At 65.9% G+C, this 20,221-nt stretch carries 26 protein-coding genes; 13 read left to right on the top strand and 13 right to left on the bottom strand.

Features of this window, described 5'->3' with window-relative positions:
- The first annotated feature begins 36 nt into the window (after positions 1–36).
- The 3 genes from H0T81_RS01950 (at position 37) to H0T81_RS01940 (ending at position 4,096) form a co-directional block, all read left to right on the top strand.
- On the top strand, positions 37–2,889 hold the full coding sequence (locus H0T81_RS01950) for a pitrilysin family protein (protein ID WP_294009222.1): 2,853 nt from the start codon (positions 37–39) through the stop codon (positions 2,887–2,889).
- Positions 2,890–3,050: 161 nt separating this feature from the next.
- Positions 3,051–3,272, top strand: a complete 222-nt coding sequence (locus tag H0T81_RS01945; RefSeq protein WP_294009220.1) for an amphi-Trp domain-containing protein — start codon at positions 3,051–3,053, stop codon at positions 3,270–3,272.
- Between the two features lie 221 nt (positions 3,273–3,493).
- Complete coding sequence (locus tag H0T81_RS01940; RefSeq protein ID WP_294009218.1) at positions 3,494–4,096, top strand: hypothetical protein; 603 nt, start codon at positions 3,494–3,496, stop codon at positions 4,094–4,096.
- Between the two features lie 112 nt (positions 4,097–4,208).
- Here H0T81_RS01940 and H0T81_RS01935 read toward each other — a convergent pair whose 3' ends face one another.
- Positions 4,209–4,364 (bottom strand): hypothetical protein, encoded by a 156-nt coding sequence (locus H0T81_RS01935; RefSeq protein ID WP_294009216.1) that lies wholly within the window; start codon positions 4,362–4,364, stop codon positions 4,209–4,211.
- A gap of 291 nt (positions 4,365–4,655) precedes the next feature.
- Between H0T81_RS01935 and H0T81_RS01930 the strand changes: the two genes are divergently transcribed.
- The gene (locus H0T81_RS01930; protein ID WP_294009214.1) at positions 4,656–5,297 is read left to right on the top strand and encodes an SRPBCC family protein; all 642 of its coding nucleotides are present in this window, start codon (positions 4,656–4,658) and stop codon (positions 5,295–5,297) included.
- A 7-nt stretch (positions 5,298–5,304) separates the two neighbouring features.
- Positions 5,305–5,688: a metalloregulator ArsR/SmtB family transcription factor gene (locus tag H0T81_RS01925; RefSeq protein WP_294009213.1), complete on the top strand. Its 384-nt coding sequence runs from the start codon at positions 5,305–5,307 to the stop codon at positions 5,686–5,688.
- A gap of 416 nt (positions 5,689–6,104) precedes the next feature.
- Here the strand turns inward: H0T81_RS01925 and H0T81_RS01920 are convergent, their stop codons facing one another.
- The 4 genes from H0T81_RS01920 to purE all read right to left on the bottom strand — a co-directional run bounded on the left by H0T81_RS01920 (position 6,105) and on the right by purE (position 8,264).
- Entirely contained in the window at positions 6,105–6,311 is a 207-nt protein-coding gene (locus H0T81_RS01920) for a hypothetical protein (protein WP_294009211.1), read from the bottom strand.
- Positions 6,311–6,571, bottom strand: a complete 261-nt coding sequence (locus H0T81_RS01915; RefSeq protein WP_294009210.1) for a hypothetical protein — start codon at positions 6,569–6,571, stop codon at positions 6,311–6,313. Before H0T81_RS01915 ends, H0T81_RS01920 begins: the two co-directional genes overlap by 1 nt.
- 125 nt (positions 6,572–6,696) lie before the next feature.
- Positions 6,697–7,773: a 5-(carboxyamino)imidazole ribonucleotide synthase gene (locus H0T81_RS01910; protein ID WP_294009208.1), complete on the bottom strand. Its 1,077-nt coding sequence runs from the start codon at positions 7,771–7,773 to the stop codon at positions 6,697–6,699.
- A gap of 8 nt (positions 7,774–7,781) precedes the next feature.
- Positions 7,782–8,264 carry a 5-(carboxyamino)imidazole ribonucleotide mutase gene (purE, locus tag H0T81_RS01905; RefSeq protein WP_294009206.1) on the bottom strand — a complete coding sequence of 161 codons (483 nt, stop codon included), beginning with the start codon at positions 8,262–8,264 and terminating at the stop codon, positions 7,782–7,784.
- A 139-nt stretch (positions 8,265–8,403) separates the two neighbouring features.
- On the opposite strand from purE, the gene H0T81_RS01900 reads away from it, so the two are divergent.
- Entirely contained in the window at positions 8,404–8,988 is a 585-nt protein-coding gene (locus H0T81_RS01900) for a GGDEF domain-containing protein (protein WP_294009204.1), read from the top strand.
- Here the strand turns inward: H0T81_RS01900 and gpmA are convergent.
- The 3 genes from gpmA to H0T81_RS01885 form a co-directional block, all read right to left on the bottom strand.
- Positions 8,985–9,677: a 2,3-diphosphoglycerate-dependent phosphoglycerate mutase gene (gpmA, locus tag H0T81_RS01895; protein WP_294009202.1), complete on the bottom strand. Its 693-nt coding sequence runs from the start codon at positions 9,675–9,677 to the stop codon at positions 8,985–8,987. The two genes, H0T81_RS01900 and gpmA, sit on opposite strands and share 4 nt — an antisense overlap.
- A complete protein-coding gene (locus H0T81_RS01890) occupies positions 9,677–10,831 on the bottom strand; it encodes a M14-type cytosolic carboxypeptidase (protein WP_294009200.1) in 1,155 nt (384 codons plus the stop codon). The genes gpmA and H0T81_RS01890 overlap by 1 nt, the downstream gene beginning before the upstream one ends.
- Before the next feature lie 219 nt (positions 10,832–11,050).
- A complete protein-coding gene (locus tag H0T81_RS01885; protein WP_294009198.1) occupies positions 11,051–11,266 on the bottom strand; it encodes a hypothetical protein in 216 nt (71 codons plus the stop codon).
- 191 nt (positions 11,267–11,457) lie between these two features.
- Between H0T81_RS01885 and galE the strand changes: the two genes are divergently transcribed.
- Both galE and H0T81_RS01875 read left to right on the top strand, forming a co-directional pair.
- Positions 11,458–12,459, top strand: a complete 1,002-nt coding sequence (gene galE, locus H0T81_RS01880) for a UDP-glucose 4-epimerase GalE (protein WP_294009196.1) — start codon at positions 11,458–11,460, stop codon at positions 12,457–12,459.
- Positions 12,456–14,069: a M20/M25/M40 family metallo-hydrolase gene (locus tag H0T81_RS01875; RefSeq protein ID WP_294009194.1), complete on the top strand. Its 1,614-nt coding sequence runs from the start codon at positions 12,456–12,458 to the stop codon at positions 14,067–14,069. The genes galE and H0T81_RS01875 overlap by 4 nt, the downstream gene beginning before the upstream one ends.
- On the opposite strand, the gene H0T81_RS01870 is transcribed toward H0T81_RS01875, so the two are convergent.
- Positions 14,066–14,407: a DUF962 domain-containing protein gene (locus H0T81_RS01870; RefSeq protein WP_294009192.1), complete on the bottom strand. Its 342-nt coding sequence runs from the start codon at positions 14,405–14,407 to the stop codon at positions 14,066–14,068. The two genes, H0T81_RS01875 and H0T81_RS01870, sit on opposite strands and share 4 nt — an antisense overlap.
- A gap of 272 nt (positions 14,408–14,679) precedes the next feature.
- Between H0T81_RS01870 and H0T81_RS01865 the strand changes: the two genes are divergently transcribed.
- The 3 genes from H0T81_RS01865 to H0T81_RS01855 all read left to right on the top strand — a co-directional run bounded on the left by H0T81_RS01865 (position 14,680) and on the right by H0T81_RS01855 (position 16,144).
- Positions 14,680–15,552: a serine hydrolase gene (locus tag H0T81_RS01865; protein ID WP_294009191.1), complete on the top strand. Its 873-nt coding sequence runs from the start codon at positions 14,680–14,682 to the stop codon at positions 15,550–15,552.
- 88 nt (positions 15,553–15,640) lie between these two features.
- A complete protein-coding gene (gene ykgO / locus H0T81_RS01860) occupies positions 15,641–15,766 on the top strand; it encodes a type B 50S ribosomal protein L36 (protein ID WP_118857849.1) in 126 nt (41 codons plus the stop codon).
- A gap of 126 nt (positions 15,767–15,892) precedes the next feature.
- Positions 15,893–16,144 carry a hypothetical protein gene (locus H0T81_RS01855; RefSeq protein ID WP_294009186.1) on the top strand — a complete coding sequence of 84 codons (252 nt, stop codon included), beginning with the start codon at positions 15,893–15,895 and terminating at the stop codon, positions 16,142–16,144.
- Position 16,145: 1 nt separating this feature from the next.
- On the opposite strand, the gene H0T81_RS01850 is transcribed toward H0T81_RS01855, so the two are convergent.
- Positions 16,146–16,526, bottom strand: a complete 381-nt coding sequence (locus tag H0T81_RS01850; protein WP_294009184.1) for a hypothetical protein — start codon at positions 16,524–16,526, stop codon at positions 16,146–16,148.
- 159 nt (positions 16,527–16,685) lie between these two features.
- On the opposite strand from H0T81_RS01850, the gene H0T81_RS01845 reads away from it, so the two are divergent.
- Positions 16,686–17,591: a peptidylprolyl isomerase gene (locus H0T81_RS01845; RefSeq protein ID WP_294009182.1), complete on the top strand. Its 906-nt coding sequence runs from the start codon at positions 16,686–16,688 to the stop codon at positions 17,589–17,591.
- 10 nt (positions 17,592–17,601) lie between these two features.
- Here the strand turns inward: H0T81_RS01845 and H0T81_RS01840 are convergent, their stop codons facing one another.
- The 3 genes from H0T81_RS01840 to H0T81_RS01830 form a co-directional block, all read right to left on the bottom strand.
- Positions 17,602–17,856, bottom strand: coding sequence for a hypothetical protein (locus H0T81_RS01840; protein ID WP_294009180.1), 255 nt, complete (start codon positions 17,854–17,856; stop codon positions 17,602–17,604).
- Positions 17,857–17,998: 142 nt separating this feature from the next.
- Positions 17,999–18,304 (bottom strand): PilZ domain-containing protein, encoded by a 306-nt coding sequence (locus tag H0T81_RS01835; protein WP_294009178.1) that lies wholly within the window; start codon positions 18,302–18,304, stop codon positions 17,999–18,001.
- Positions 18,305–18,330: 26 nt separating this feature from the next.
- Entirely contained in the window at positions 18,331–18,636 is a 306-nt protein-coding gene (locus H0T81_RS01830) for a PilZ domain-containing protein (protein WP_294009176.1), read from the bottom strand.
- Positions 18,637–18,809: 173 nt separating this feature from the next.
- Between H0T81_RS01830 and H0T81_RS01825 the strand changes: the two genes are divergently transcribed.
- Complete coding sequence (locus H0T81_RS01825) at positions 18,810–20,153, top strand: L,D-transpeptidase family protein (protein ID WP_294009174.1); 1,344 nt, start codon at positions 18,810–18,812, stop codon at positions 20,151–20,153.
- Positions 20,154–20,221: the final 68 nt, after the last annotated feature.

The following is a 20,221-nucleotide window of genomic DNA, read 5'->3' as shown; positions in this document are numbered from 1 at the left end:
GGCTAGGGTCGCGCCAAACTTATTGAGGAACGCTTGATGTCCAGTCGCTTGCGCCGCCTGACTCTCCTCCTTGCGGGCACCTCGCTGCTCGCCGCTTGCGCGACTACGCAGCCGCGCGCGATGGGCGAAGCAACCGCCGCGACCGCGGCACCGCTCGCGCCAAGCAACGATCCGGTTCCGGTGGCGAAATTGGTCGAGCAGGTCGCGATCCCGCACCAGAGCTTCCGCCTCGCCAATGGCCTCACCGTGCTCGTCCACGAGGACCGCAAGGCGCCGGTCGTCGCGGTCAGCACCTGGTACAATGTCGGCTCCAAGGACGAGCCCAAGGGCAAGACGGGTTTCGCCCATCTGTTCGAGCATCTGATGTTCAACGGCTCGGAGAATTTGCCGGGCGACTTTTTCGAATATCTCCAGCAGATCGGCGCCACCGACTATAATGGCACCACCCATTTCGACCGCACCAACTATTTCCAGACGGTGCCGACGGGCGCTCTCGAGCGGGCCTTGTTCATGGAATCCGACCGAATGGGCTTTCTGCTCGGAGCGGTCACCCAGCAGAAGCTCGATAACCAGCGCGGCGTCGTCCAGAACGAGAAGCGCCAGGGCGACAACCAGCCCGGCGGCCTCGTGTTCTACGAGATCCTCGAAAATCTGTTCCCCCAGGGCCACCCATACCGGCACAGTCCGATCGGCTCGATGGCCGACCTCGACGCGGCCAGCCTCGCCGACGTCAAGACCTGGTTCCGCGACAATTACGGACCCAACAATGCGGTCCTGGTGCTGGCCGGCGATATCGACGCCGCGACCGCGCGGCCGCTGGTCGAGAAATATTTCGGTGAGATCAACCAAGGGCCGGTCAACCTGCCGGCCGACGCCAGCGTGCCGGTGCTGACCGCGCCCAAGACAGTGGTGATGAAGGACCGCGTCGCTGCGGTCAGCGTGCAGCGTTACTGGCCGATGCCCGGGATTCTCGACCGGCAGCTGGTCGCGCTTGACATCGCCGGCTCGATCCTCGGCGGGCTCGCCAGCTCGCGGCTCGACAATGTGCTGGTGCGCGACGAGAAAGTCGCCGTCGGAGTCACCGCCGGCAATATCCCGTTCCAGCGGGTCGGCATCTTCACCGCCACGGCCACGGTCAAGCCGGGGGTCGACCCGGCGCTGGTCGAACGGCGCCTCGATGAGCTGATCCGCCAGTTCATCTCGCAGGGCCCGAACGAGGACGAGGTGCGCCGCGCCGCGACCAGCGAGGTCGCGCAGCGGATCCGCGGGCTCGAGCAGGTCGGCGGCTTCGGCGGCAAGGCCGTCGCTCTCGCCGAGGGGCAGATCTACTCCGGCGACTCCGATTTCTACCGCAAGACTCTCGCCACCTACGCCAGCATCACTCCGGCCGACGTTCGAGCGGCGATGAACGAATGGCTGACCAAGCCGTCGCTGACCATCCGCTTGGAACCGGGCGACCGGCCCGATTATCAGGAGGCGAAAGCAGTCGCCCAAGCGACCAAGAAAGGCGACGGGAAAATCGTCGTCTCGAAGAAGCGCGAGATCCCGCCGCTCGGGCCAATGGCGCCGCTCGATTTCCCGGACGTCAGCCATGTGACCCTGGCCAATGGAGTCAAGGTCCACTACGCGCAGCGCACCGCGGTTCCGGTGACCCAGGTGGCGCTGTCGTTCAACGCCGGCTACTCGGCCGACGCACCCGACAGCCGCGGCCTCCAGAATCTGACGATGGGGCTGCTCGACGAAGGCACGGCGACGCGCAGTTCGCAGCAGATTGCCGAAGAAATGGAGCGGCTTGGCGCCCAGATTAACGCCGGCGGCTCAGCCGACCGAAGCACGGTCAGAATGTCGACGCTCAGCGCCAATCTCGGGCCGTCGCTCGACCTGCTCGCCGATGTCGTCCGCAATCCCGCATTCGCCGATGCCGAGCTCAACCGCGTCCGGTCGCAGACGCTGACCGCAATCCAGCAGCAGCTCAAGGACCCCAACGGGATGGCGAACCGGGCGCTGCCGGCTCTGCTTTACGGGCCGACGCATCCCTACGCGACGACCGCGGCTGGCGATCCGGCGGCGGTGACCCGGTTCACCCGCGCCGACCTGATCGGCTTCCAGCAGCGCTGGCTGCGCCCGGACAATGTGGAGGTCTTCGTCGTCTCCGACCGGCCGCTGGCGGAAATCCAGGCCGAGCTCGACGCTCGCTTCGGGCAGTGGTCGCCGCCGCCGGTCGCGCGTGGCACCAAGCAGTTCAGTGCCGCTCCGGCGCGGCTCGAGAACCCGAAGATCTACCTGATCGACCGCCCGCAGTCGCCCCAATCGGTGATCCTCGGCGGACAGGTCACTCCGGTCGATCCGCGCAGCGACGTCACCGCGCTGACCAGCGCCAACGACGTCATCGGCGGCGGCTTCCTGGCTCGGATCAACATGAACCTTCGCGAGACCAAGGGCTGGTCCTACGGCGTCCGCGGCACGATGCAGCTCCACGAGAATATCGTGCCGTACATCGTCTCCGCTCCGGTCCAGGCCGACCGCACCGCCGATGCGATCCGCGAGCTGGCCAAGGACTATTCGGCCTTCCTCGGCTCCCAAGGCACCACCGAAGAGGAACTGAAGCGCATCACGGCCAACAATATCCAGCAGCTGCCGGGGCGTTTCGAAACCTCCGATGCCGTGATGGCGGCGATGCAGACCAACGCGCTGCTCGGGCGGCCGGATAATTATTACGAGCTGCTCGCCGACAAATATCGGGCGCTGACCCGGGCGAGCCTCGACCAGGCGGCGCGCGCCGCGATCGCTCCGCGGGGCTTCGTCTGGGTGGTGGTCGGCGACGCCGCCAAGATCCGCCCGCAACTGGCCAAGCTGCGGATGCCGATCGAGGTGATCGAGCCGCGCTAGAGCCGGAAGGGCGCCGAGCCGGGCGAGTGGGTTGCGGGAGCAACCGGTCCATGGCGGCTGTGCGTTCAAGCGGACACACGGTTGAGGTCGGCACTGTTGTCGGGCCAACGGCGCTTCCTGGCGCTCGATCACGCGATGCCCACCGATCGGGAGAACTGAAAATGAAGTCCAAGCCGAGCCGAGACATCGAGAAGGACTATCCGCTCCCCCAGTTCATCGAGAAGCTTCGCCGCCTCGCCGATGCGCTGGAGAGCGGCCAACGGTTCGAAATCCAGATTGCCGGCGAGCGGATATCCGTGCCGGTCCGGGCGACCTACAACATCGAACATGAGCGGGGAGCGAAGGAAGAAGAGGTCGAGTTCCAGATCAAGTGGTCGGTATAGGGGTCGCTCCCGCGCGGAGCGACACTCCAGTCAACTCAGCTAATGTCCGCAATGGGTGGAAAGCCGACGCTAGGCCGCTAATGTCGTGAATGGGTGGAAAGCCGACATTCCGCTGGCCCGCGACGAGCCGTCCCGGTCCGCCGCGACAGCGCGCGAGCGCGTTGTTCGGGCAGCCGCGGCGGACTAGCATCCCTCGACGGGCCGAACCTGGAGCGGAGCTGATGCGATCGAAGGCCGAGCGGAAAGCCAAGCCGGCGCTGGTGCCGCTGGTGTTCCTGTGGATCGCCGGCATGGGGCTCGCCGGATGCCAGCACGTGATCGAGCCCCCTACGAACGTGTCGGATCCTGTGGGCGTGTTCGTCATCGACTACGGCCGCCATGCGAGTCTTGCGCTGCCCAAGGAGGACGCCAGCCTCGTCGAATGGTCATGGGGCGACTGGAACTGGTATGCGCTCGAGCGCACCGGGCCGCTGGAGGGTCTGCAGTCGCTGTTCGCCTCTCCGCGCTCTACCCTCAGCCGGCGCGAGCTTGCCGCGGGCGAGCCGGCGCAGGACCTTGCCGCCCGCGTCGGGGCCGAGAAGGTTCTTGCTCTGAACGTTGAACGCGCGCGGGCCCGCGCGCTGCAGCGCCATCTGGAAGCGCGATGGATACGGCGGCGCGAGCAGGCCGTGGCGCATCCCAGCGGCCGCATCTTCGTGCCCGACGATGCACGCTACAGCCTGTTTAACAACTCGGTGCACGAGCTCGCACGATGGCTCGAGGCGCTCGGCGCGGATGTCACGGGAATCGGCGTGACGGCCAATTTCAAGCTGCGCGAGCCCTGATCCGCCGGCTATCATCGCTCGCCAGCGGCTCAGCACGTGTCGTTCATGTCCGCTTTGGGTGGAAAGCGGAGCCGCGCGAAATCAGCCCTCGCACTCGCGTTTTCGTCCCCGCTTAACCTTCGATCAGGGCCGGGATGATCCACGCCAGCGACATCGCCACGAGGGCGAGCGCGAGCGAGATGCCGAGGATATATCTCAAGTGGTGATGCTGCTCGCCGCCACTGGCTTCGCATTCGCTCAGGTGAACTTCGTCGCCATCCCGGTGCATGGCGCACCTCCCTTGAAAAGAGTTCGCTATCATACGCGTGCGCGGGCTGGCACACCAGTGGTGGAGCCCTCTAACGTCCGCAACGGGTGGAAAGCGGACATGCCTTCCTTCTTGGACATGCCTCCCAAGCGATGGATCGTGAGCTGAACAGGAGGACTAACTGAGCCTGCCGCTGGAGCTCAGCAGATCAGACGAAGCGGCGGTAGAGGCACTGACTTTCAGTCGTTTGACTTCGTTGCGCCATCATATAAGTTCCTACTTATATTAGTAGAGGCTTTTGGCTAGGACCTTATGATCTTTGATATTCAGCGCCATCTGGGAGGAGTAGACCGTTCGGTTGCCGATCTGGAGAAAGATGGAAATCCGGCGCGCTCCGTCATCCTTTCGCGCAGCTATGACACTGACATCGACGATCTTTGGGGCGCCCTGACCAGGCCGGAACGTATCCCCCGCTGGTTCCTGCCCGTGGAGGGCGAACTGCGGCTGGGCGGCCGTTTCAAGTTCACAGGCAACGCAAGTGGCGAGATCACGCAGTGCGAACCGCCTGAACATCTCAGCACCACATGGGAAATGCAGGGCGATGTCAGTTGGGTTGTTGTCGGTCTGGCGGCGGAGGGCGAGAGTCGCGCTCGTCTGACCCTGACTCACACAGCCACTGTTAGCCCCTTCTGGGATCAGTTTGGCCCAGGTGCAGTCGGCGTGGGATGGGAACTGGGCCTTCTAGGCATGGCGCTCTACCTGCTCGATCCTGAGGTGCCCAAGATTGACGAAGAGGCATTTGCCAAGTCGTCAGGTGGGAAGGCATTCATAAATCAAAGCGCGAAAGGCTGGGGCGACGTAGATGTCGCGCGCGGCGAAGACCCGGCCGTAGCGCGTGCCGCCGCCGAACGAACAGCCAACTTCTATACCGGCGCGCCCCCGCAACCGGACTAAACCACTGATGCACGCACTCGACGTTCTTGGTGATCCCGTGCGCCGCCGAATCCTGGAGGCTCTGGCAGAGGCCGAGCACTCATCGGGCGAGGTTGTTGACGTCATCCACGCCGAATTCGGCATCACTCAGGCGGCAGTGTCTCAGCATCTGCGGGTCCTGCGGGAAAATGGGTTCGCCACTGTGCGGCCTGAAGGCGCGCGTCGTATCTACGCCGTCGAGACAGGGCGTTTGCAGGAGATTGACCTTTGGCTGGAGCGGTTTCGCGGTCACTGGGAGCCGAAGCTGGAAGCGTTGGCCACCGAGGTTGGCCGCGGCAAGCGCAGGCGGCGGCTTTCCGGAGGACTCAAACCGAAGAACAAAATGCATAGGCCAGCAGCGCGACTGACGTAATCGCCTCTCAGAACCGGATGCGCTCGGCAGGAATCATCATCGCAATCTAACTGAAACGAACAGCCGCTTTAAAAATGCGGTTTCTAGTGGTCGGAACGGGCGTGTGTGGGCGCAAAATTTGCCATTGGCGAATGTCCACTTTCGGTCAAGAGCGGACATTAGCTCGATCTTTAGAACTGATCGCTAGCTGTGTGGGCGCCCACGATGTCCGGGGCGGGCAAACAGGTCAGGTGATTGTCGTGAATGGCAGCGATCGTTGGGCGTGGGGCGTCGGCCTCGTGATGGGAAGCTGCGTGGCGGTTTGCGCAATGGGATCACTTCTGACCCTGTGAGTGCCGTGTCAGCGCAGAGCGGCGGTGCGGATCAATCGTGGAAATTCCGTGGGCGGCGCGAGTTCGATTGACGGACCGCGGACGTCAACCGCGACGACGGTTGCGGGTGACGAAATGAACGGCGACGAAGGCAACCGCGCTGAGGGCGACGACCAGGGCCGCAATCGACCCGACATAGACCCTGGTAATCGGATCGATCAGGTGCAGAGGCCCGGCCGCCATCAGCACAGCAAAAGCAGCGACGGCAGCGAGCAGCGCCCAGCCGGCGATCTGTCGCGCCCGCACGATCACTATCCCGTCGATGCCGTGCGGCTGTCGCCTTCGAGCCGCCGAACGCGCGCTGCGTATTCCTGCGCGAGTTCCTGATGAACGGCCCGGGCGCTTGGCGACTGGGCCGTCTTGGCCGCAGCCCGTTCAGCGCGCTCGCGAGCTCGCCAATAGTCGCTGGACGTCCAGTCGAATGCACTCTCGCAATCGCGGCCCTCGATCGCCAGCCCGTATGGAGTGCAATTCGTCTCTCGAAAGACGACGATGGGAGCGAGGTCAGCCACTGCTCGTGTCCTGCTTTGACCCACCCCATGGAGCTGGGGCGTTCGCGGGCCGAACAATGCGGACGCCGCCTTTATGGATCCGCTAACTGACACAGATTAATGAGTTTTTCGGCCCCCGCAGCGACTCAATGGACCACGCGCGTGACATGGCCCATCTTGCGGCCGGGACGGGCCTCGCCCTTGCCGTAGAGGTGGAGGCGGGCGCCCGGCTCGGCGCCGAGCTCCGGCCAGCGACTCGCTTCGTCGCCGATGAGATTGTCCATGGTCACGGACGCGCCGGTTCGGTCGCTCGAGCCGAGCGGCAATCCGCAGATCGCCCGAACGTGCTGCTCGAACTGCGAGGTGACCGCACCCTCGATCGTCCAGTGGCCGCTGTTGTGCACGCGCGGCGCGATCTCGTTGACCAGCGGCCCGGACGGGGTGGCGAAGAACTCCACGGTGAGCACGCCGATATGGTCGAGCGCCTCGGCGATGTGGAGGGCCATCGCTTGGGCCGGCTCGGCTTGGCCGAGGACCGCCGGGCTCGCCGGGACGATCGAGCGGCGAAGAATGCCGTCCTCGTGAACATTCTCGGGAACATCCCAAAAGACGCAGCCCGCTTCACCCGGGGCGCGCGCCAGAAGGACCGAGAATTCCGCGGTGAATTCGATTCCCGCCTCGGCGATTGCCGGCTCGCGGCCGATCGCGTCCCACGCCGCCGCCACATCTTGCCAGGTGCGGATCCAGGCCTGTCCCTTGCCGTCGTATCCGTAGCGCCGGGTCTTGAGCACCAGCGGCAGCTTGAGCTCCCCTACGGCCGCCTGAACTTCGCCGAGGCTTGCGACCGAGCGCCACGGGGCGACTCGCCCGCCGGTGGATTCGATGAACGACTTTTCCTCCGCGCGGTCCTGGGCGACCGCGAGCGAGCGCACGCCGGGACGAAGTTTGGGCCCGAGCGCAGTCAACGGCTCGGCCGGGAGATTCTCGAATTCATAGGTCGCGACGTCGACCTGGCCGGCGAACCGTTCGAGCGCCGCTCTGTCGTCGAACGCTCCGCGCGTGAAGGCCTCCGCGACGTCCGCCGCGCAAGGGTGCTCGTGCGGGTCGAAGATGTGGCATTTGTAGCCGAGCCGGGCGGCCGCGACCGCCAGCATCCGGCCGAGCTGGCCGCCGCCGACGATGCCGATGATGGAACCGGGCGCGACCACTTCGACTTTGCTCACGGCCGGCGTCATCCGGGGGTTTCGGCGACCGACTTCGTCTGGGTTTCGCGGAAGGAATCGAGCCGAGCGGCGAGCTCGTCGTCGCCATCGGCGAGGATTGCGGCGGCGAGCAGAGCGGCGTTGATCGCCCCGGCCTTGCCGATCGCCAAAGTCCCGACCGGCACCCCGGCCGGCATCTGGACGATCGACAGCAAGCTATCCATGCCCTTCAGCGACTGGGTCTCGATCGGCACCCCGAGCACCGGCAGCGGGGTCATCGACGCGGTCATTCCGGGCAAATGGGCGGCTCCGCCGGCGCCGGCGATGATCAGCTTGAGACCGCGCTGTTTGGCCGCGGCCGCATATTCGTGGAGGCGCCTGGGCGTCCGATGCGCCGAAACGATCTTGGTCTCGTGCGCGACGCCGAGGCGGTCGAGGGTCTCGGCCGCGTGGCGCATCGTCTCCCAGTCCGAGCTGCTGCCCATGATGATCCCGACCAGCGGCTCGCTCATGATCGTCCCGATTGCATGAAAACCAAGCCGGATCGTTTAGGAAGATGAGAGGATGGGCGCAATCGCGGCCTCCCGCAGCGGATTTGCCGAACGCGCTTTTCGAGCTATGTTCCGGACGGGGGAAGCGAAAACGTCGATCATGGCCGAAGAGCTTATCGATCCGTCCAACAGCGAAGAGCTGGCGAGCGAAGTTGCTCGGCTGCGCGGCGAGATCGCCCGGTTGCAGGCGATGGTCGAGCGGCTGGACCAGCTCGCCCACCTCGACCCGCTGGTCGAGCTTCCCAATCGCCGCGGCTTCATGACTCAGCTCGAGGGGCTGATCGCCCGCGTGAAGCGCTACGGCGACGACGCGGCGATGCTGTTCGTCGACATCGACGGGCTGAAGCGGATCAACGACAGTCACGGCCACCAGGCCGGCGACGAAGCGCTGATCCGGGTTTCGCAACTGCTGGTCAGCGGAGTGCGCAACGGCGATTGCGTGGCTCGGCTCGGCGGCGACGAGTTCGGCATCCTGCTCGAACATGCCGACCAGGCGATTGCCGACGAAACCGCATCGCGGCTCGTCGAGCGGATCGCGAGGTGCGACTTCAGCCATGACGGCGCGGCGCTGCAGCTCGGGGTCGCGATCGGCATCGGCGTCATCGCCCCGGACGACGATCCCGAAACGGTCATGGCCCGGGCCGACCAGGCGATGTACGTCAAAAAAGCCGCCGCCGTCGGCTAGGCGGCGCGTTCCGCCAGATAATAACGGTCGCGGACCGCAAGGTCGTCGCCGAGCTCGTAGACGATCGGTTCGCCGGTCGGGATCTCGAGCCCCATGATCTCGTCGTCGCCGATGTTCGACAGATGCTTTTCCAGCGCCCGAAGCGAATTGCCGTGGGCCGACACCAGCACCCGCTGGCCGGCGCGAAGCGCGGGCGCGATCTCGGCTTGGTAATAGGGCAGCACTCGAGCGATGGTATCCTTGAGGCTTTCGCTTTTGGGCACCTCGACCCGTGCGTAGCGGCGGTCGCCGGCCACATCGTATTGGCTGTCGGGGTCCATCGGCGGGGGCGGCGTGTCGAACGAGCGCCGCCAGGCCTGCACCTGCTCGGCGCCGACCCGGTCGATCATCTCCTGCTTATCGAGGCCGGTCAGGCCGCCGTAATGCCGCTCGTTCAAGCGCCAGTGCTTGGCGACGGGGAGCCACAGCCGGTCCATCTCGTCGAGCACCAGGTCGAGCGTTCGGATGGCGCGGGTCAGGACGCTGGTGAAGCAGCGGTCGAGGTCGAGCCCGCGGTCCTTGAGCAACTTCCCGGCGGCGCGGGCCTCGGCGGCGCCCTGGTCGCTGAGGTCGACATCCCACCAGCCGGTGAAGCGATTTTCGAGGTTCCATTGCGACTGACCGTGGCGAAGAAGGACCAGGGTCGGCATCAGGCGGCCCGGGACGCGCTCTTTCGCTCGGCCTTGAGCTCGGGAAGGATCGCGTGAAGCGCGTCGAGGCACGCGGACGCGAGATATTTCGAGCGTTGCGGCGACCAGCCGTAAACCGGGTCGGGCAGGTTGATGTTGTCCTTGAACGGCATTTCGAGCGTCATCGACACGCAGCCGAAGCGCTCGGCGAGCTGGGTGGTCGACATCGACATGTTGGCTTGGCCGGGCGCCGGGATCTCGTAGCCCTGAGCGGTCTGGAAGTCGGGCGACAGCCGCTCGAGCGTGTCGCTGAACAATTTGAACAATCGAGTCTGGCGCTCGGTGATCGACGGGATGCCCTCGAAGCCGGCGAGGAAGTTGGCGGGAATCGCCTCGTCGCCGTGGACGTCCATCGCGAAATCGACGCCAACTTTGTCCATCGCATTGCGCACGCACAGCACCTCAGGGCTCTTCTCGGCGCTCGGCGCGTGCCACTCGCGGTTGAGGTTCACTCCGACCGCGTTGGTGCGCAGGTGCCCGCGGCGCGATCCGTCGGGGTTCATGTTCGGGATCACCCGGAACGTGCACTCGCGGCGAAGCACCCGCGCGACCGGGTCCTCGGGGTCGCAGAGCTTTTCGAGCGCGCCTTCCATCCACCATTCGGCCATCGTCTCGCCGGGGTGCTGGCGGGCGTAGAGCCAGGCATTGAGGTCGCCGTCGCCGATCGTCAGGCAATCGATGTCCTGGCCGTCGAGCGACTTGCCGAGCGAGCTGTAGCCGACGCCGTCGAGCGCCGCGATGGCGGTGATTAAATCGTGGTGCCGCTCCATCGAAAAAGGCGCGAAATAAGCCAGCCACACGCAGTCGGTCGGTGGCGTCAGCTTCACCGTAAGGATGCCGTCGGCGTAGCTGGTGTCGGCGACCCGAACCCATTCCTCGCGGTCGAGCGACAGGCATGCTCGGTAGTCGGGCCAGCCATGCGGATAGGCCGAGCCGGCGCAATTGAGGATGCGCAGGGTCAAGTCCCGACCGGCGGCACCCGCGAGGCGGAAGTGGAACCATTGGTAGAAGTCGGACATGTGGTCCTTGACGATCTCCAGGTCGACTCGGTCGCCGTCCTGGCTGACGACGCGAATGTTGCCCGCGTCGAACGCGCTCGAAATGGTGATTGTCATCGAACCTTCTTGGGAAACAAAGTGGGAGCGCGGCCTGATAGTGCGGCGGGACTCGCGTGGGAAGCCCCGCGAGAACCTGGCCGGATGCGGGCTTGACGCTATTCGGCTGATCGAGGGAACGGCGGCAGCTTGGCGATGTCGGCGAAGCGCCGCGGCCTTCGGTGGAAAAATCATCATTCGATCGAAAAAGGCGCGCCCGTCAGACAAGCCGGGTGATGATCAGCGAGACGTTGTCGGGGGCGCCGCGCGCGACACCAGATCGATCAGATTGTCGGCCGCCTGAGCCGGCGGTGCCCGCTCCAATTCGGCGGCCAGCTCGTCGTCGCGGACGACGCGGGTCAGGCCATCGCTTGCCAGCAGGAACTGGTCGCCGGCTCGAGCGTCGCCGCCGACGATGTCGACCTCGATGTCTTCGGCGGCGCCGACGGCTCGCATGATCAGGTTCGCATCCGCGTGCGTCTCGGCTTCCTCGGGCTTGAGTATGCGTCGATGAGATCCTGCAGAGGCTGTGGTCGCGCGTCATCCGAGTGATCTCGCCGCCGCGGTAAAGTCGAGGCTAAACTGATTCCGCACTCTTCAAGCTCGCTAGCGCAGCGTCACTTGATCCGCTAGCCAGCCGCGATTCGATGACCAAGTCTCCAGTGCTCGTGACCGGCGGCGCCGGCTATATCGGCAGCCACGCCGTGCTGGCGCTGCGCGACGCCGGCTGGCCGGTCGCGGTGATCGATGACCTGTCCAACGGCACTCGCGACGTGGTTCCGGACGGAGTGCCGTTCTTCGAAGGATCGATCGCCGACCGAGCCTTGGTTGACCGGATCTTCCGCGACCAGCGGATCGGCGCCATCCTCCACTTCGCGGGGTCGATCGTGGTCCCGGAATCGGTCGACAAGCCGCTCGAATATTACGCCAACAACACGCTCGCCAGCCACGCGCTGACCTCGGCCGCCGTCGCCGCGGAGGTGCGGCACATCGTCTTTTCCTCGACCGCGGCGGTCTACGGCGAGCCCGAGCGGGTGCCGATCGAGGAGGACGATCCCAAGCAGCCGATCAATCCCTACGGCGCGTCCAAGCTGATGACCGAGCGGATGCTCGCCGATGCGGCCGCCGCCCATCCGCTCAATTATGCGGCGCTGCGCTACTTCAACGTCGCCGGCGCCGATCCCGACATGCGCGCCGGGCAGGTCGGCAAGGGATCGACGCATTTGATCAAGGTCGCGGTCGAGGCGGCGGTCGGCAAGCGCGACCATGTCGCCGTGTTCGGCACCGATTATGCGACACGCGACGGCACCTGCGTTCGCGACTACGTCCATGTCACCGACCTTGCCGCGGCGCACGTCGTCGCGCTCGAGCGGCTGATCGAGCGGCCGCGAGAGAACCTGGTCCTCAATTGCGGTTACGGCACGGGCCTGTCGGTCCTCGAGGTGCTCGATAATCTCGACCGCGTGGTCGGCACGCCGGTGCCGCGGCGCGAGATGCCGCGCCGGCCCGGCGACCCGCCCGAACTGGTCGCGTCGAACCGGGCGCTGGTCGAGACTCTCGACTGGAACCCGGGCTTTGCCGACATCGAGACCATCGTCGCGCACGCGCTCGAATGGGAACGGCGATTGCTCGGACGGTCCGAAGGATGAACTCGCGCCTGGTCCGCTTCGCCGCCGCCCCGCTGGCGCTGCTCCTGTCGGCGGCGGCGGTTCCCGCGGACGAGGCGGCGGCGGACCGGGTCCGCGGCCATGTCCAGTTCCTCGCCAGCGACGAGCTCGAGGGCCGCGCCACCGGGTCGCGCGGCTATGCGGTCGCCGCGCAATATGTCGCGGCCCAGTTCGCCAGCCTCGGCCTGAGGCCCGGAGGCACCGGCGGCGGTTGGTACCTGCAGGTCCCGTTCCGGCGCGCCACCCACGTCAGCCCGCCGCAGGTCCGATTGCGGGTCAGGGGCCGAACGACCGCCCTGGCGCACGGAATCGATGTCTCGCTGCAGCCGAGCCTGCTCGAGAAAAACCGATCGATCGATGCCGCGCTCGTTTTCGTCGGCCACGGGCTCAATGAGCAGGCGCTTGGCCTCGATGACTATGCCGGCCTCGACGTGCGAGGGAAGATCGTCGTCGCTTTCTCGGGTTCGCCGACTGGCCTTCCGACCGAGGTTCGAGCCCATCTCGATGCGTCCAAGCCCGAGGCCGCCGCCCGGCGGGGCGCGCTCGGGCTGATCGAGATTCCGGTCGAGCCGACCGGGGCCCCGCGGCGCTTCGGCTCCCTCGGCCGGCCGCGGCTCGACTGGATCGATACGGCCGGCAAGACGGGCGCGACGTCGCTGCTCGGCGCTCGGCTGGCGATGACGGCGAAGACGGCCGAGCAGCTGTTCGAGGGTGCCCGCACGCCGCTCGCATCGCTGCGCGCCCAGGCGAAATCGCGGCGGCCGGTGCGCGGCTTTGCTATCCCCGCGCGACTGACGATCAATGCCCAAAGCTCCTGGCATGATTTCTCCAGCCCGGAGGTAATCGGGCTGCTTCCGGGCAGCGATCCCGAGCTGGCGGGCGAATATGTCGTGCTGATGGGCCACCTCGACCATCTCGGCGTGAAGGAAGACGCCAAGCCCGGCGAGGACGCGATCTACAACGGGGCGCTCGACAATGCGGCCGGCATCGCCACCATGCTCGAGGCGGCGCGCGAGTTCGTCCAGTCGGGCAAGCGGCCGCGGCGCTCGATCCTGTTCATCGCCAACACCGGTGAGGAGCAGGGCCTGCTGGGCGCCGACTATTTCGCCTCGCATCCCACGGTGCCCATCAAGCAGATCGTCGCCGCGGTCGATCTCGACATGCCGTTGCTGACCTACGATTTCACCGACGTGGTCGCGTTTGGCGCCGACCATTCCACCGTCGCCCGAACGGTCGCGCAGGCGGCGCGGGGGATGGGGATCGCGGTCTCGCCCGACCCGATGCCCGAGCAGTCGATCTTCGTCCGCTCCGACCATTACCAGTTCGTTCGCCGCGGAGTGCCGGCGATCCTGTTGTTCACCGGCTATGCCAACGGCGGCAAGGCGCGGTGGGACCATTTCTTCGCCAGCGTCTATCACACGCCCAAGGACGACCTTGGCCAGCCAATCAACTGGAAGTCGGGAGCGCGCTACGCGAAGCTCAATTACGAGATCGCGCGGGCGCTCGCCGACGCCGACGCCCGCCCGCGCTGGTACCGCGGCGATTATTTCGGCGACCGCTTCGCCCCCGGCGAGCCGCGCGCGGAACGCTAGGACCGGCGTTCGCTTCCCGCTTGATCAAGATGCGGCCGAAGGCGGCCGGTCATGGCGAGGAAGAACATCCGAAAGTCGGAGACTAGCGACCACCACGGGTGGGTGAAGGTTGCCGGGCGGTTGCATTCGATGAGCGCATGGCTCGCCCAGGCGAACCCGTAGCCGCCGACCGGCATCGCGATCAGCCACGCCCAGTGACCCGTGAGGGCGAACATCGCCGCGGCGGCGATGACGATGCTGGTTCCAGCATAGTGAAGGGCCCTGGTGCGCCGGTCCGAATGCTCGCGCAGATAATGGAGCCAGAACTCGGCGTAGTTTTCGCATCGGCCGCTGCTCATCGGCTGTCGGCTAGCGCGCCGCCTGCCGGTGGGCAAGGCGGCGCCTGCGGCAACTTTTTCAGTATGTTGATATCAGTGCCGAGGAATTGGCGATTCAAGTCGCTGCGCCACCGCTCGCCTGAGGCAGCCGCACCGCCGGGGCCGCGCCTTTGTCGGACCAAGGGAGGCGAAGTCGGGGTGAACCCACGGCCCGAAGTGAGACAATTTCAACGTTTTGGAACTATTCAGGTCGTTCGGCTATGAATCCCCCCGATTTGCAGGAGCGGGTCGGCATGCGTTTGGTTGCTGTTCTCTGCTGGTTTCTGGCGTTTCTCGCGCAGCCGGCCTGGGCTGCGTCATCGCCGAGCCTGCAATCGCTCGAGCAGCAGCTCGCCTTCCTGGCCGCATCGACCCCGGCCGACGTCGGCCTTGCCGCAGTCGACCTGAAGAGCGGCGAATTGGTTAGCGTCAACGGCGACGTGCCCTTCCCGATGGCGAGCACGGTCAAAATCGCGATCGCTGCCAACTATCTCGCCCAGGTCGAGCATGGGCGTCGCTCGCTCGACGACCGGATCGGCGGTAGCTCGGCGCGGCAGCTGATGGAAGCGATGATCATCCGCAGCAGCAATCCCGCGACCGACCTCCTGCTGAGAGACCTCGGAGGGCCCCGGACCGTGCAAGCCTGGCTGACCCAGAACAATTTGGACGGCCTTCGCATCGACCGCAGCATCGCCCAGCTGCTGGCTGCCCGGCGCGACCTTCATGACGTCCGCGATTCCTCAACTCCGCAGGCGATGGTCGAGCTGCTCCGGCGAATCGACAGCGGTCGATTGCTGCAGCCGTCGAGCCGCTCCTACCTGCTGGACCTGATGAAGCGCTGCAAGACCGGAAAGAACCGAATCCGCGGCCTGCTTCCGTTCGGGACGCCGGTCGAGAACAAGACCGGCACCCTGAACGGCCTGACCACCGACGTCGGCTTCATCACCCTGCCCGACGGCCGCCGGATCGCCGTGGCCTTCTTCGCCCGCGGCGGCAGCGACCGTCCCCGCTCAATCGCCGAGGCAGCCCGCGCCGTCTACTTCGGGTTTGCGAGCGCGGTGAGGGCGTCGTTCACGAACGCGATGGGCGCGCCGGACCGGACCTGGGTGCTCCAGCCTCAACCTTGACTTGAGAGCGGCCCCACCGTAGGGGCGGCGTCGGTTTTTCACGACCTTCCGACATCTAGAACGACGAGAAACGAGCAGGCGCCCGGCCATGAAGATTCGCAATAGCCTGAAGTCCTTAAAGGCGCGCCACCGCGACTGCCGGGTGATCCGCCGCCGTGGCCGGACCTACGTCATCAACAAGACCAACCGCCGCTTCAAGGCGAGGCAAGGCTAGGCTTCCTCAGCCTGGCGACGGCTCGCGCCAGTCGCGCCGAACTCGGTCCGCCGCACTCCACGCTCGATCCATCGTCAGCTTCGGTTCACGAATTCTATGGTACAAGCGACCATGAGGAGTAGTGCCATGAAAAGCGTTTCGGTCAGGCTCGGCACCATCGCCGTCGCGGCGACCCTCGGCTATGCCGTGGCCGCTGCCGCCCAGTCGCTTCCCAAGAACTGGAGCTACGAGATCAAGGACGGCAAGCGCGTGCCCAAGGGCGAGCGCGTGACCAACCCGGACGGCAGCTGGCGCGAGGAAGTCCGCCAGGGCAAGTGCATCACCATCAAGGAAAAGACGGCCACCGGCGAGTACAAGGAAACCCGCCGCTGCGACTAACTTAGCCCGCCTTCGGCGCGGTTTCCTTGATCACGCACGCCGGTAGCCCAAGCTCGGCAAGATCCTGGCACGGGCGCACCTGGGCGCTTCCGTCCGGACCGGCAAAGATCGCCCATTCCTTCCCCTCGTCGCAGCTCGCCGTCCACATCGAGAGATTCTTGTATTCCTCGACGTAGCCCGACTCGGCCACTCGCTTGCAAGTGAAGCCGGACTCCTGGATCGCCCGCTTGAGGGCGATCGCTCGGTTCAAATCGTCGAGCTGGTGCAGCTGATCCTGGGCTTCGCTGCGGACGACGATCGGCTGCATCGGCTCGGTTGGCGGGGAATCGTCGCAGGCCACGAGCAGGGCGGCTGCGGAAGCGACCAATAGCCTTGCGCTCATCACCTTCTCCATGCCTTCGGGGTCAGCAACCGCTGTCCAGCGCGCCTGTTCCAACCGCGAGCACCCGACATGCCCATGGAACGAGGCCATAGACAGGGCTTGAGCCGCGGGCGCTTCGCGGCGATGCTCATTCAGAGGACTCGCTCGAAAGGCCCGCTCATGCATCGTCCCGTGACCCTGTTTGCCTGCGCTTCGGCGATCACCGCCGCGGCAGTCGCCCAGCCCGCCGCTCAGCGGGCGAGGCCGACGACGCCTTCCGAAGTGGTCGCCGCATCTCCGCCGAGCGCCTGGCGGACGATCAGCCCCGACGATTTGCTGGTCATCGATCTCAGGAACGGCGGACAAGTCGTGGTTCAGCTCGCTCCGGCATTCGCTCCGGTCCACGTCGCCAACATCCGGGCGCTCGCTCGCGGCCAGTGGTGGGACGGCGCCGCGGTTTACCGGGTCCAGGACAATTATGTCGCGCAATGGGGCAATAACGAGAGCGAGCGGCCGCTGCCGCAAGGCGTGGTCGCCAAGCCGCCGGCCGAATACACCCGCCCCTTGAAGGGCCTCAATGTCCGGCCGCTGGGCTATCCGGACCCCTATGCGCCGGCGGCCGGCTATGCGCTCGGCTGGCCGGTCGCCTACAGCCCGAAGGCCGGATGGGCGAACCTCGCCCATTGCTACGGCAGCGTCGGGGTTGGGCGCGGCTTGTCTCCGGACACCGGCACCGGCGGTGAGCTCTATGCGGTGATCGGCCACGGGCCCCGCCACCTCGACCGCAACATCGCCCTGATTGGACGGGTGGTCGACGGCATCGACCGTCTGACTTCCCTCCCCCGGGGGACTGGCGACCTCGGCTTCTACAAGGAGCGGAGCCAGGACGCGCCGATCGCCCGGGCACGGCTGGCGAGCCAGATCAGTGCCGGCGAACGGCCGTCGTTCCAGTATATGGACACTCGGAGCGCGAGCTTTGCCGATTATTTGCGGCTGCGCGCCAATCGCAAGGACACGTTCTACATCCGGCCGGCGGGCGGCGTCGACTTGTGCAACGCGCCCGTCCCGGTCCGGCGCACTCCCTAGCTGGCTGCGCTTAGGCGGCCCAGGCCTGCGCCTGGCTGCGATTCTTGTGCTGGATGACGACCGGCGCAACGTGCGAGCGCATGCTTGCCTCGGCCAGCGGCAGGGCAGTCGCGCAAAACGCGCACTCCGCGGAAACCCGGCCAATCAGCCAGTGCGTGCGGCCGCAGCCGGGGCAGTGATTGATCTCATGCTCATGGTACACGGCATGATAGCCTCGTCCCGCGGGGTCATAGGTCTTGCGCATCTCGCTCGGGTTGGTCAGCATCACAGGACCTTCCTTTCGAGCCGTGAACGAGCGAAATGGGAGCAGGTTGCATCAAAGTTCGGCTGGGCCGGGCGCGTTAACCAGTCGCCGTGTTCATTTCGCATCAGTCGCGATTTGGCGGCGGCGACAGCCGACCGATAGATTAATCGGGGCGCAGGCCCTCGAGCGAAATCGGCTCGGCAAACTCGGCGCCCAGCTTGTCGCCGGCGATCCATTTGACGACCGCGTTTGCGCGATCGCGGCCCGGAAGCATCAGCCAGACCCGAGCGCCGACTTCGAAGCGGCCTTCGGATTCGGCCATGAAGCCGGTCTCGGAGATATTGATGATCCTGGCCTCGATCCCGCTCTCGCCGAGCTCGCGGACCCGCGCATTGAGCTCGACGGAATGGCGCGAGGACCGCCGACGATCGCCCGGATCCCCCGCATCCGCGATACGCGCCTTGATCATCGAAAAACTCATCTCCACGACCCAGGCTACTCCCTCTGCCCGTCGAAATTGATGCCAATGCGTCCGTCGCGCACCCATCGCACCCGGGCGGAAATCTGGCCCTGTTCGAGCAGCTGAAGCAAAACCTGCTCGCCGATATGCGGCACAAGAGGAAAGATTACCATAGCTCCCGACGGCGAGGTGTCGGCCAGACGGACCACATGCTTGCGTCCGCGGAACTCCATTACGGCTGTTTCGCTGCCCGCCGGGCAGCGCTCCTCGGAGCGCTCGTCGATCATGCGCTTGACGGTTCGCGGGACCATCGCGCCATTGAGGCTGAACTTGCTCGCCACTCGAAATCCTCCCCCAGGACAAGGGGATGCTAGCCGCAGCGCCTTAAAGATTGGTTTTCGGCGGGTTGCACTATTGTCGGGCCGCTGTGGCCGCCGCGTCACTGGCAGGCGCCGTTCATCGCGTGTATGTGTCGGCTAGGGCATCAGGTGCATTGGCCGAACGGCTGATGTCATTGAAAAAGAACGGGTTGGCGATGGGCATGCGGGTGAAGTTCTGGGTTACATTCTCGGCGTTGTCGGCGCTTCCGGTCGCCTGGGCGACGGCCCAGACGGCGGCACCTGTGCCCGCCAAGCCCCAGGCCAAGCCGGCGGCCGCCCAGCCCGCTGCCGCCCAGCCCGTTGCCGCCCAGACCCAAGGGGCCGCAGCACAGCCGCCCGCGTCGACTGTTCCGCCGCCGCCGGTCGTCTATCCGACGCTGATCTGGCACCCGCGCGACGCGCAGGACCTGCTCACTTTCATCGAGCAGATCGGGTCGGAAGGCCTCGATCCAGCCGATTATGACCCGGCCGGGCTGGCGATGGCGCTCCGTTCGGGCGATCCGCTGCTCCTCGCCAAGACCGCGACCGATCGCTTCAACCGAGTGTCGGGCGACCTTGCTTTCGGCCATGTCCCACGCGCCGAGCGCGACGGCTGGCACATCCCGGACAGGGACCTCAATCGCGAGCGGCAATTTCTCCTCATGAGAGCCGCGCTCGAGCAGCACCGAGTTCCCGATTCGCTTCGCGGGCTGCTCCCCACGCACCCGCAATATCGCGACCTCAAGAACGCCCTTTCGACGACTCCGCGCGACCAGACCGCTCAGGTCAACCGGCTGCGGCTCAACCTCGACCGCTGGCGCTGGCTGCCGCGCGACCTTGGTGAGAAATACATCATCGTCAACGTGCCCGCCTTCTATGTCGCGCTGGTCGAGAACGGAGTCACCAAATGGCGCCAGCGCGCCGTCGCCGGCGCCATCAAGACGCCGACGCCGATGTTGTCGGTGATGGCGACGGGCGTCAGCATCAATCCGTCCTGGTTCGTTCCCAAGAGCATCGAACCCGAGGTGCGCGGCAAGCCCGGCTATGTCCCGCTGCGTGGCAAGGACGGCAAGATCAAGGGCTGGCGCCAGCCCCCCGGGCCGAACAATGCGCTCGGCGAGCTCAAATTCGTCATGTACAATCCGCACAACATCTATTTGCACGACACGAACGCGCGCAGCCGCTTCAACAGCCAGATCCGTTCGCTGAGCCACGGCTGCATCCGGACCCAGAATGTCGTCGACCTGGCCAAGACCATCTTCGCCGAAGAGGGCAATCCCGCGTGGACCGCCGAGAAGATCGACGCGGTGCTCGCCTCCAAGAAGACCGTCCAGGCCGATTTTGCCAAGCCGATCCCGGTGTACATCGTTTATTTCAGCACCGCCGCCTCCACCGACGGGAAAATCGTCAACTACGGCGATGTCTACAAGCGCGACCCCAAGGTGCTCGCCGCATTGCTCGACAAGCGGCCTCCGAGAGAAACGGTGGCTACTCGTTAAACCGAATTGATCGGGGCGCTTGGGCCGTCCCGGGAGTAAATCCCGTGACTTCGCACGGCTTCGGCCTA

This window comes from Sphingomonas sp. (assembly GCF_013812825.1).
In the GTDB taxonomy this organism is placed as follows: domain Bacteria; phylum Pseudomonadota; class Alphaproteobacteria; order Sphingomonadales; family Sphingomonadaceae; genus Sphingomicrobium.
The sequence above is the reverse complement of the archived record's forward strand: the minus strand, read 5'-3'. Positions and strand labels throughout refer to the sequence as shown.